Raw genomic sequence first — 11,758 nt, 5'->3', positions numbered from 1 at the left:
GCGATATACGACTTCTCGAATCAATGATGTTGCTGTTTGTTCGCTATCCAATTGAAGTAAAGACTTTTCACTCCAATACTTTTCATCGCAGGGTAAATATTGGAAGCAACTTGCAAAGAACAGTGCTAGAATTCAAGTGATGCGGACATGAGCCGCGAGAAAAAGAGGTGTCCAGAATGGCGGACAAGAAGAAAGAAGTCAAGAAGGAAGCAAGAAAAGAAGGCAAGAAAGAAAAACCAAAGAAGTAGTTCCTCTAATACCTACTCCGGGAGGCGGGTGAAATACCCGCCTCCCGTTTTCTTTACACACCTCACTTTGCTCCGGGAAAAGAGATATTCGATGTAGAATCCTTATGTAAGCAGCTTCTTCTAAGTCAAGAAGGGAGGTTAAGCGATGAAAAAGAGAATTGGTCTGCTGGTTCTGTTTCTTGTGGTTATAATGGCATTTGGACAGAAAGACATTCTCTCAATCCTTCAAGATGCTGAAGAGTTTAGTAGTTTTACCGAGATGATTCATGTAGTTGGACTTGACAATCTTATCTCCGGTCCGGGAACCTTTACATTATTCGCTCCTGTTGACACTGCTTTTCTTAAGTTGCCTGACAACACTGCTGAAGACCTTTCAAACAATCTGCCTTTTATGCGGAGAGTCCTTCTCTTTCACATAGTACCAGGAAGCCTATGCTCTCAAGTGATCGTCCAGAATCCAGAACTTGAGACGCTTCTCGGTCAGTCACTTGCGATCGATTCAAGAGGTGGCATTAGAGTTGACGGTTCAACCATACTGGTCAGGGACATCCATGCATCGAACGGCACAATTCATGTAATAGATTCGGTGATATTCCCTCACGAAGAGCCTGACATCGCCCAGGTTATGAGGAATACCGGAATACTGGACGTGGCAATGTCTGCTTTTGAAGAGACGTCCATTGTGGATGTTCTTAAAGGCGAGGGGCCAATTACAGTCTTCGTGCCGAGCGATGTTGCCTTTGCAAGAATACCATGTGAAACAATGGAAGCCCTTATCAGTGACCCTGAATGGTTAAGAGAGGTGCTCCTTTATCACATATCGGAAGGTCTTTTCGCAACTCAGGACTTGATCCTTGAAAACGAAGTCAAGTCGCTGCAAGGAGAGATAATCGAAGCGAAAGCAACTGAATCCGGATCGGGCATACAAGACACTCTAATAATCGTGGGCGACATAGGGGCAAGAAACGGAATAATACACATCATCGATCACGTGATGTTCCCCCATAATTCTCGGAGAAACCTGCCATCGATCAAGGAGGCTCTTGAAGAAAAGGGATTCGATCTCATGCGGGCGCTTCTAGAAAGTCTTGATCCCAATGTTCAATCAAACGAGGAACATCATATCACCGTCTTTGCTGTTCCAAATGAGGCACTCCTCAATCTTGAAGAGAATCTCAAGCTGGTTTCCAGCGACCGAGAATTCCTGGAGAAACTGCTCGCCTATCACGTAATTCCAAACGAGTATCTACACTCTGAACTGAGGATCGCTCAGACCCTATTTGCAGCTAATGGAAAGCCCTTGAACATAAAGATAAGGGATCAGTCCACCGTAAACGGAATCCCGATAATCGAAAGAGATATTCTGTGCATAGACGGTGTAATCCATGTAATCAAATCTCCTTTATTACTGGAACAGTAGTTTATTTAGTCTCTCTTTCGGATCATCATCTTTCCGAGGGATACCAATCCCCTAGACGAGACCACGCTTCCAAAGGCAAGCGTTCCAAGTTTTCCGCCGGCTCCTCCGAAATGATTCGCGCTATAGATGAACATTATCCCCATAATCAATCCACTGAAGAGAACTGAAGCTTCGCTTTTCAACTTCTCTCCAGAGGACATACCGACAAAGGAAGCAGCCATCACTACGGCCGCCATTACTGCCGCGTTTTCGGCACCAAATGCTGGAAGAAGCAGCCCTCCAAGCAGACTGACCAGAGAGGAGGCAAACACGGGGCCGTTTTTCAGCCTAATGCTTAATGAATAGGTCAGGACGGCGGCGCCAATACTGAAGAGCATTATGCTTATTCCAAAATGACGAAATTCAACGAGCACATCGAGCAACCTGCATCTGGAACTAATCGAAACAAGTATCCAGCTACTAAAAGCTATCGCTCCGAGCTTGCCGCCATATCCTTTGAACACATCCCTGGTCAAGAAGAATATTGTTCCCGCAATCACTCCTGCAATGACAGTGTGACCGAAATCATGAAGCACGTCGGGAGAGACCATCCCAACAAAGGCTCCGCAATAGACCTCCACAGCATACTCCTTCACAACGGCAGCACCGACGAGGCCGACAAGCGAAGCTGCGATAATTGCTCCGAGGCCGAGGTAGATATTGGCGAAATAGGCCAGAAGTGTGCCAACAACAACCGCTATCAAGACTATTGGATATCCCTTCACATCCTTCGCAACAGATTGTCTTGCCGGGAACTGTCGGAAAGCTTCCCAGACAAAACCTACGACGATGATGGAAAGAAAGGGGACCATGAAGTTCTCAGATTCAAGCGACGAAACTGCCGTTTGAACAAAAAGAAGAAGTGTCATAAGGACCAGTATCGTGAATCCCAACCATCTCATCCTCAGCCTCCAAATCAATCTGTAAGAGAGTATTACTACGCATCAGTTCCCGAGCGCGAATTCTTACATTAACATTGTGGTTGTACACTGAACACATATAGTTCGATTCACTTATTACTTGCCACATATAGCCAATTAAGAAAAATAGAGTAAAAGCTGCAGCTGTCTCCGGCTTTTCGAGTTCTTTATCTTTCAGTTAACGATAGGTTGTTGTTTCTGTAACGCCCATTTTAAGTACGGATAAGTAGTATAATCACTATATCGTACCATCATTTTTGAGCCCCCCAGACTAATAGAGTCTCAATGAACAAGAGTTTCTAGTCATCGAGCACTTTGATAGTTAGTAATCTTCATTTTTGGTAGTCTTGCGGGGCGGAAAGGTTCGGTATCCTTGAAAAGACATTTCAAATTCCTTATATTCGTTGCGATTGTTGCAGTCGTTGTGATTCTATCAGCCTTTTCATTCACCGAAATGTGGGAAGATCCGCCAATTATTCCCGGCTCAGGCGTGACTGAAATAAGAATGTTAAGCGAATGGTTACCCTCTATTGAAGGCACGATGCTCGATACTGAGGTCTATGTGATCAAAGGCTCCGAAGAGGGGGGAAAGTTTCTTCTTCTCGGCGGAACACATCCCAACGAACCGGGCGGTACTCTTGCAGCAGTTGTCTTTATCGAGAATGTGACTGCAGTTTCGGGAACTATTTATGTGATACCTAGATCAAATCACAGCGCCTTCACCCACAATGATGCGATGGAAGGTTCTCCTCAATTCTTCTCAATACAATTGCCAGACGGCTCGCAGAGAGTCTTCAGATTCGGTTCACGGAGGACTAATCCCATTTCTCAGTGGCCCGATCCGACGATATATCTTCACCCGACGGGAGCCACTCTCGGAGGCGGAGAAGTTTCGAACCTGAACAGGACCTTCCCCGGACGAGAAGACGGTTATTCCACCGAAAAGGTAGCTGCCGCCATTATGAATCTTGTTCTTGAAGAGGAAATAGATCTAGTTTGCGATCTGCATGAGTCCTCACCGGAGTATCCAGTAAACAATGCAATCGTCTTTCACCAGGATTCCGGAGAACTGGCAATAATGACCCAGATGATGCTTGAGATGGAAGGTGTTGACATCCGGCTTGAAGAGTCTCCAGTGAATCTCAGAGGGTTAACTCACAGAGAGATTGGAGATAATTCTGACGCTCAAGTTGTTCTTCTAGAAGTGTCAAATCCTTCGCAGGGAAGACTGCGGGGAAAGACAACGGAAGATCTCGTTACAAAAGGGATCGACAAGTTCTATTTGCAGGCTTCCAAAGACGGGAAATTGTTCGCTCCATATGACGAAACCGGTTATCCTCTTGATCTGAGAGTTGCGAGACACGTTGCAACAATTAGAGTTCTACTCGATTCTTGGAACATGATGTTTCCCGAGAGGATGATCCTTCTTTCGGACATTCCGCCCTATGAGGGACTGGTTGACGGTCTGGGGACTTATCTTAATCCTGTTTCATGAGAAACACACATTTCTAGATTGGAGGGGAAAGAATGAAAAGACTAGTGCTACTGGTAACATTAATTGCTTTTGTTTTCACCGCCTCATTTGCCACAGTCACTGCTCCGACGGTGGCCTCAAGCAACGGAATGGTTGCCGCCGTCAATAATTACGCTGCAGAAGTCGGCGCAAAGATTCTCGAAATGGGAGGAAATGCTGTAGATGCAGCGATAGCTGTCAGTTTTGCGCTTGGAGTAGTCGAACCCTACGCATCGGGTCTTGGTGGAGAAGGCTACGCTGTGATTACCATGGCAGATGGAAACAAGTACGCTATCGATTTCCGAAGTGCCGCCCCTATGGCTGCTACTTACGAGGCTCTTTCCGAGCTTGGACTTACCATAAGCAAAGCAAATTATACTCCCAGGGGCGCCTGCGTTCCCGGGGTCCTTGCCGGAGTCAAGGAAGCCTGGCTGCTCGGAGCAACGATGCCTCTTAAGGATCTTATCCAGCCCGCAATTGACCTTGCAAGAAATGGTTTTATAGTCGATGAGACATTTGCCCAGACAACTTCCGACAAATACGAACTAGTTCTCGAAAATGGCTTTGATTTCTTGAACGAGGGCTTTGTATGGGAAGTTGGATCTACATTCACAAATCCTCAGCTGGCAGAGACTCTTGAAAGGATTAAAGAGGAAGGCATCGATACATTCTACACGGGAAGCCTGGCAGATGAGATTGAGGAATTCATGATTGAGAACGGCGGTTTCATGAGGAAGTCGGATCTCGAGATGTACAAGGCCATCGTTAGGGAGCCGCTTCACGGGACTTACAGAGGATACGATTTCTACGTACCGCATCCACCTGTTTCCGGTCCGCAGATGATTGCAGTTCTCAACACCCTCGAAAACTACAATCTTCCCGCAATGAGCTGGGACGATCCGTTGACCGTTCACATAATTCAGCAGGCACTTGTTCTTGGAGACGTCGACAGAAGAGCTTACATAAGCGATCCAGAGTTCTACGATCTCCCTTACGAGGCCTTCATGAGCAAAGAATATGCCAAAACGAGATTCATGGCGATCGATCTGTCACAGGCCTTCGATCCAGCTTCTTACTACGATTATCAGGGCGACGCTTATCCATTTGCGGACGGATCATCTTATGAAGAGGTTCTTCTGGGCGCACTAGAGTCGGTAGCTGCTAACGAAAGCGGAGTGGAAGAGTCTCCATCAACGACTCACTTCTCGATTGTGGACAAAGACGGAAATGCCGTAGCCTGGACCCAGACAATATCAAGTTTCTTTGGAACCAGCTACTATTTCAAGGGTTTCTTCTTCAACAACGAGATGGCCAACTTCGCTGGCTCTTACAGAGAAGGAGACATAATCAACCTTACCGGCGGAATGAGACCGAGAACGACAATCTGTCCGACAGTAATTCAGAAGGATGGAAAGGTCCGATGGGTAATCGGTACCCCAGGTGGGGGCAGAATCATTTCGACGATGGTACAGCTCGCAGTCGATCTGATCGATTTCAACATGCCGGTCGATCAGGCGATAAGAACTCCCAAGTTCGTAGGATACACAACCTACAGGGATCTTAGAGTCGAAGAAGGCTACTCACAGACTACACTTGACTTCCTCGAAAAGGTTCTTGGACATCAACTGAATGTATATTCATACCCCGATCTCTTCTTTGGTGGCCCAAATCTCATTTCTGTAGAAGAAAACGGTCTTATGATTGGAGCCGGCTCTATAAGAAGATTAGGATCTGCTTCGGCACCGGAATTTTGAGAAATAGAAAGGATGATGTGATTTGAAAAGGTTCATAGTTTCTTTACTGCTTATTACTTGCGCGGCGTTTGTCGGATTTGCGGCTGACGGAACTGAAGAGCAACTGATTCTCGGAGAACCGGTAGCGGTTACATCTGCAGGGCAGTCTCCCGGCGCGCTTCAATTCACTGTCGTCGCAAAGATGATCAAACTCGAATACACTTTTGAAAAGCTTCTAAGCGTTGATAACATCGACATTTCTCAGTTCAAGACCCTTGTGCTCGTTGTTGGAGCCAGTGGAAAAGGCCTTGGGGCTGCCAACATAGATATCGAGGCAGAAATCCTGAGAGTAAAGTCTCTCGCCGAAGCGGCAGAAGAAAGTGGTGTAAAAGTAGTTATCTGCAATCTAGAAGGCGAATCTAGAAGGGGTCCGTCTTCCGACAGAATAGTCACCGAACTCGCACCTTTTGCAGACGCATACTTTGCTAAATCAGACGCTGATCAAGACGGTTTCTTCACATCTCTTAGCGAGGAAGCCGGAGTACCCCTGGCAACTTTCGAAAAGACAGTTGACCTGAAAGACGTACTGGCCGAATACTTCGGCAAATAGCAATATCAATAGAAGGGGCGCGCACCTGCGCCCCTTATTTCTTTGGAGGAAAACTAATGAGAATAAAAGCAGTTTTGATTCTGGCTCTCTTTCTAACTTCCGCACTCTTCGGAACCTTTCTTAGACCGGACGTGCGTCCCGGATACGGTGTTACCGACATCGCCTGGTTATCTGACTATTTCTCTCCACTGCGAAACACGAATATGGATACTCCCGTGTATTTCATGGACAGCGGTGTCGAAGGGCCGACGTTTCTTCTAATGGGAGGAACCCACGCGAGAGAGGTTTCGGGTACAACCGCAGCGATAGCCTTCATAGAGAATGTTGTAGTTACGAAAGGCAGAGTAGTGGTAGTTCCTTTTTCGAATATCAGCGCGGCTTCTATAGCCGACGAGACGGGAAAGGCACCTCACCTTATACCTATTGAAAGCAGATCTGGCTCAAGGTTCTTGGTTTACGGTGACAGAAGAACCGATCCCCTTGATCAGGGCATTCCTGACCCGGAGATCTTCAAGCATGCTCAATCTGATTTCACTCTCGATGATGGGGCGGAATCCAGGAATTTGAACAGGCAGTATCCGGGAGTTGCAGACGGAAATCCTACTCAGCAGCTTGCGTACGCAATAATCGAGCTCGTAAAAGCCGAGAAAGTGGATTTCAATCTAGATATGCATGAGAGTGGAACGCCAGACAGCTACATCGACAGCAAAGGAAATGAACGATCAGGTAGTAGCCTGGCTTACACACTGGTCTGTCATCCCGATGCCCTCGAAATCGGAGCCGTGGCGATTATGGAAATAGAAGCCTTTTATGGTGTTTCAATGAAGCTTGAGGAATCAAACAAGGCCTTCAGAGGTCTCAGCCATCTTGAGATAGGAGATGCCACAGGTTCGCTTTCGTTCCTTTCGGAAACACCGAATCCAGGACAGGATTCATGGAGAGACAGATATGATGTTATCAACGATCCCGATTATCCGTTGAGCCACAGAGCAGGTTTACAGCTTCAGATAATAAGATCTCTCTTCGGTGCTTACGAAATGATGATAGGTGAAACGGTAGAGGTCGAAAATCTTCCTTCTTATGAGGAAGTCATGCAAAACGGGATATTCTTTTACTTGAACTGAATTTCCGGGGGTGAATGTCATCTATACGCCTGAAGTCTGGTATTTCTTAGTAATGCTGTTAACGTTCGTGGGTCTGGCAATCATTAAGATCCCAATTTCGGTTTCATTGATGTTCTCCGCACTGGCCGGCTCGATAGCCTTCGGGGAGTTCTTCCCTCTCAGACATCTTGTGGAAGGTGGATTTGGTTACATAGACACCATACTTGTGATTGGCTCTGCGATGATTTTCATGGAATCGATCAAAGTTTCGGGTCTTCTTGATACAATTGCAGGCAACATGACGATCGCCCTTCACAAGAAGCCAACCTTTCTTCTCGTATTGCTCACTTTCTTCATAATGATTGCAGGCATGATTACCGGGTCGTCAACGGCTACCGTCCTCACTACCGGCGCAATTGCCTTCCCGGTGTTGAAGAATCTCGGATTGAGCAAGCGAAGAGCCGGTTCGATAATAGCAATGAGCGGAATCTACGGAATGATTGCGCCTCCGATAAACTTGCCCGCTATGATCATCGGCCAGGGAGTCGATATGCCTTACATTGGGTTCACAACCCCTCTCCTCATGATGACATTTCCCCTGGCAGTTGTTACCTCGCTCATAATCGGAGCTCGCCAGGTGAAGCCGGTAGATCTTGAGGAATTCAGGAAATCTAGGGAGAGGGAACCGATCAAGGGCTTTGCAGTTTACTTGCCTCTGATTCTGATGGTAATACTTATGGTTCTGGAAAACGTAAGCTGGGGCTTCTCCCTCGGTCTGCCCCTGATTTTCATGCTCTCCGCGATAGTCGCAACCATAACGGGGGCAAAAGGCAATCTGTTGAAAATCTCGATATCGGCCATACAGAACTCTCTTGGAATTCTATCTATACTCATCGGAGTGGGGATGTTTATTCAGATTATGACACTGAACGGAGTCCGCGGCCTTATTGTGGGCTTCCTAAACGGCCTTCCGCAGGGAGCTCTATTGGCAGGAATCGCTCTGGGTATTCCGGCATTTGGCGCCGTCTCATCTTATGGCTCGGCCTCGGTGCTTGGAGTTCCATTCTTGCTAGCATTTCTCGGCAACAACGACATCGTTGTCTGTTCGGCTCTTTCTCTTCTCGCCGGTCTTGGAGATATGGTACCGCCAACGGCCCTTGCCGGAATATTTGCCGCTCATGTTGTTGGAGAGAAGAACTATTTCAAGATCTGGTTGAGCTCGATGCCGGCCTTTTTCATTACCATGATATTCGCTACCGTTACAATAATCTACTCAAACGCCGTGGGAAGATTCGCAAACAGCTGGTACTTCTATCCAGTTTTCATAGTTGGTCTTATAATCGTTGCGGTCGCACTTCTTTTGGTAGATAAGGGAAAGGAGATGCCAGTGTCGTGACATTCGTATATATTGCAATTGCAGTGTATCTTGCTTCTGTTTTGTTTTATTCGGCTTATAAAACTGCCAAGAAATGGGAGTGGGTCATGAGCGCCATGATACTCATTCCGTTGATCCTAAGAATCTTTCTTATTAAGTAGAACTACCGTTCCCGGAGAGTCTTTCCAGAGTATAATTTCTCTAGTTAAACTCTTCGGGAGGGGTAGTAGTTGCAGATTAAACGAGACAGTCAATTCTACAGATTCGCTGCGTACGGTTTTCTGAAGAACCTTCGTTTCTTTGATCCTTTCTTGATACTGTTCTTCAGGGAGATGGGCCTTTCCTTTCTTCAGATAGGAACTCTCATTTCCGTAAGAGAAGTAGCCACAAATTTCCTTGAGCTTCCAACTGGAATAATTGCCGACTTGTACGGCAGAAGGTTATCCATGGTGCTGTCAATGGTTTCCTATCTTTCATCTTTCATGGTCTTTTACTTCTTTCCCAGTTTCTATGTGTACATGATAGCCATGATAGCTTTCGCATTCGGAGAGGCTTTTCGTACCGGAACTCACAAAGCGATGATACTGGAGTATTTAAGAATCAATGAGATGACCGACATGAAGGTTCATTACTACGGAGCGACGCGAGCTGTATCACAGTTGGGATCGGCAATCAATGCTTTAATAGCCGCCTTTCTGGTATTCTACTCTGGGAGTTACAAGATAGTATTCCTTGCTTCTGTCCTGCCTTATGCCGCCAATCTTGTCAACCTCATGCTCTATCCCAAGGAACTTGACGGCGAGTTGAGATCCGGAGAAAAAAGGGAAACGATGAAAGCCTTTCTGGGGATTTTCAGGAATGGAGACGCTCTCAAAGGAGTGCTGAATTCCTCTCTTTACGATGCGTTTTTCAAAGTTATTAAGGAATATCTTCAACCTATCCTCAAGGCCCTGGCCCTAGGACTACCAATAATGATAGCCTTCAGCGCAGAACAGAGGACCTCCGTAATCGTGGGCATAGTCTATTTCGTTATCTACATTGCCACAAGCTACGCCTCCAAAAACGCTGGAAGACTGAGCGGCAAGTTTGGCAATGAATCGAGAGCCTTAAATTATACGTATATTTTCGGTGCAATTCTAATCATATTCAGCGGTCTGCTTCAGATCTTCGCGTTGCAGGTTTTGGCTGTTGCCATCTTCTTCTTCTTGTTCATCCTTGAGAACTTTAGGCGACCCATCAACATTAGCTACATCAGCGATAACATCGATCACAAAACGATGGCTTCCGGTCTCTCCGTAGAATCACAGTTGAAGACTCTGCTGATGGCGATATTCGCTCCCTTAATCGGCTTCATGGCCGACAAACTGGGAGTAGGTTCAGCTATCGCAATAGCTGGGGCAGCTATGCTGGCCCTCTTCGCTTTCGTCAAACTTAACCCTCCTAAAACAGTCAAAGGGAGTGAAAGGGAAGGTGTCTAGTAAACAACAAAAAGCCGAAAGGTGGTGATAACTTTTGAGAAGCGTCTGCATAATAATCATTTTGTTTCTTCTTTCGACGGCAGCACTAGCCGTTGATTCAGCCATTGAGAGCACTTCGGAGAATATCGAAAGGATAACAGTTAGCCAGGTTACTTATTGCGAAGAGGCCGGCGTCCCGAAGCCGCAGAAGAGAGAGACAAAGAGAATAGAGGTATTCTCTCAGCAAGGACTGCCGGTTATTACCGCACTTCATACCAACGGAAAGGAATACAGCAGAGTCGAACATACCTACGATACCGCCGGACTGGTTCTGGAGAGTCGATATTACAGGAACGCAAGTGCAAACTTCACTTCCAAAACACAGTTCAGCTATGATTCTTCAGATAGAGTCATTGAAGAGAAGGTATATGAGTACTGGCCGCCGCTTCTTGGACCACACAGACTGGTTGAAAGAATCGAGATCACTTATGAACGGGAAGGTCGGGAGATACTTAGAGTCAGGACAAATCAACTCGGTGCGGTTCTCTCAAGGACCAAACTCATTCTTGACAAAGACGGTAGAGCTCTGGAAGAATCGGTTTTTGATGGAAGCAACAATCTCACTTCCCGGGTAATTTATGAATATGACGACTTTTGTCTTTCGAAAATCTCTTCAATAAACAACTTGCTTTCTCTGAACGAAGAAACGATAGTCAGTGATGTGGATTTCATTTTCGATAGAAAAATCAATACTCTTTCAAGCGAATCAGTCGTTCAAAGTCTGAGAAGAGTATCGGACGGGTACTTTGAAATTGTTGAGAAATATAAACTGGCTGGAGAAGCGGAAGGGAACGTTCGGGTTTCACTCCCAGTGGAGCCCTTCTATGTTTCACTAGAATACACGGGCTCTCTCAAGACGGCCATTGGGAGGAATGCTCAGAGAGATGTCTCTCTTTTCGAGGCCTTCTGCGGAGACGAAACGGTAGTAATTGCTGAATACAGTTATGATTCAGCCGGCTTGATTACCTCCAGAGAATATAGTGCGGGAGAACTCCACCTCAGTATCGACTACACTTTCGATTCTCGAGGAAACTGGATTGAAGAACGGCTGTATAAAGAGGAAAGCAAGAAGTTCAGGCTCTTGTCAGCAATTGAGAGGATAATCGAATACTATTGATATTACATGACCGTCATAGATGATACTCCCGGAACTCCTCATTAAGACTTTCGCCGTTACTGGAGTCAAGAACTGCGTAAACAGGTAGATCGAATGAGAATCCAATCTGTTCAAAGGAATCTCAATTTGAGTTTCTTCAAGACTGAACGGAGCATTTCTTTCC

General features: G+C 46.2%; 9 protein-coding genes. 8 read left to right on the top strand and 1 reads right to left on the bottom strand.

What is annotated here, in order from left to right; all coding sequences use genetic code 11:
• The first annotated feature begins 393 nt into the window (after positions 1–393).
• Positions 394–1,668 (top strand): fasciclin domain-containing protein, encoded by a 1,275-nt coding sequence (locus Y697_RS13090; RefSeq protein ID WP_121552235.1) that lies wholly within the window; start codon positions 394–396, stop codon positions 1,666–1,668.
• Positions 1,669–1,673: 5 nt separating this feature from the next.
• Here the strand turns inward: Y697_RS13090 and Y697_RS13085 are convergent, their stop codons facing one another.
• Positions 1,674–2,609: a hypothetical protein gene (locus Y697_RS13085; RefSeq protein ID WP_121552233.1), complete on the bottom strand. Its 936-nt coding sequence runs from the start codon at positions 2,607–2,609 to the stop codon at positions 1,674–1,676.
• 391 nt (positions 2,610–3,000) lie between these two features.
• On the opposite strand from Y697_RS13085, the gene Y697_RS13080 reads away from it, so the two are divergent.
• From Y697_RS13080 to Y697_RS13050, 7 genes are all read left to right on the top strand, one after another.
• A complete protein-coding gene (locus tag Y697_RS13080; protein ID WP_220665750.1) occupies positions 3,001–4,122 on the top strand; it encodes a succinylglutamate desuccinylase/aspartoacylase family protein in 1,122 nt (373 codons plus the stop codon).
• 32 nt (positions 4,123–4,154) lie between these two features.
• Positions 4,155–5,894: a gamma-glutamyltransferase gene (ggt, locus tag Y697_RS13075; protein WP_121552231.1), complete on the top strand. Its 1,740-nt coding sequence runs from the start codon at positions 4,155–4,157 to the stop codon at positions 5,892–5,894.
• A 22-nt stretch (positions 5,895–5,916) separates the two neighbouring features.
• Positions 5,917–6,483: a DUF6305 family protein gene (locus tag Y697_RS13070; protein WP_121552230.1), complete on the top strand. Its 567-nt coding sequence runs from the start codon at positions 5,917–5,919 to the stop codon at positions 6,481–6,483.
• 56 nt (positions 6,484–6,539) lie between these two features.
• On the top strand, positions 6,540–7,607 hold the full coding sequence (locus tag Y697_RS13065) for a succinylglutamate desuccinylase/aspartoacylase family protein (protein WP_121552228.1): 1,068 nt from the start codon (positions 6,540–6,542) through the stop codon (positions 7,605–7,607).
• 52 nt (positions 7,608–7,659) lie between these two features.
• On the top strand, positions 7,660–8,982 hold the full coding sequence (locus tag Y697_RS13060) for a TRAP transporter large permease subunit (protein WP_259462573.1): 1,323 nt from the start codon (positions 7,660–7,662) through the stop codon (positions 8,980–8,982).
• Between the two features lie 209 nt (positions 8,983–9,191).
• Positions 9,192–10,439, top strand: a complete 1,248-nt coding sequence (locus tag Y697_RS13055) for an MFS transporter (RefSeq protein ID WP_121552224.1) — start codon at positions 9,192–9,194, stop codon at positions 10,437–10,439.
• A gap of 34 nt (positions 10,440–10,473) precedes the next feature.
• Positions 10,474–11,595 carry a hypothetical protein gene (locus Y697_RS13050; protein ID WP_121552222.1) on the top strand — a complete coding sequence of 374 codons (1,122 nt, stop codon included), beginning with the start codon at positions 10,474–10,476 and terminating at the stop codon, positions 11,593–11,595.
• Positions 11,596–11,758 lie beyond the last annotated feature (163 nt).

Source organism: Mesotoga sp. BH458_6_3_2_1, from assembly GCF_003664995.1.
GTDB lineage: Bacteria > Thermotogota > Thermotogae > Petrotogales > Kosmotogaceae > Mesotoga.
Note: the sequence above shows the minus strand (reverse complement) of the source record. Positions and strands in the feature narration are given on the sequence as shown.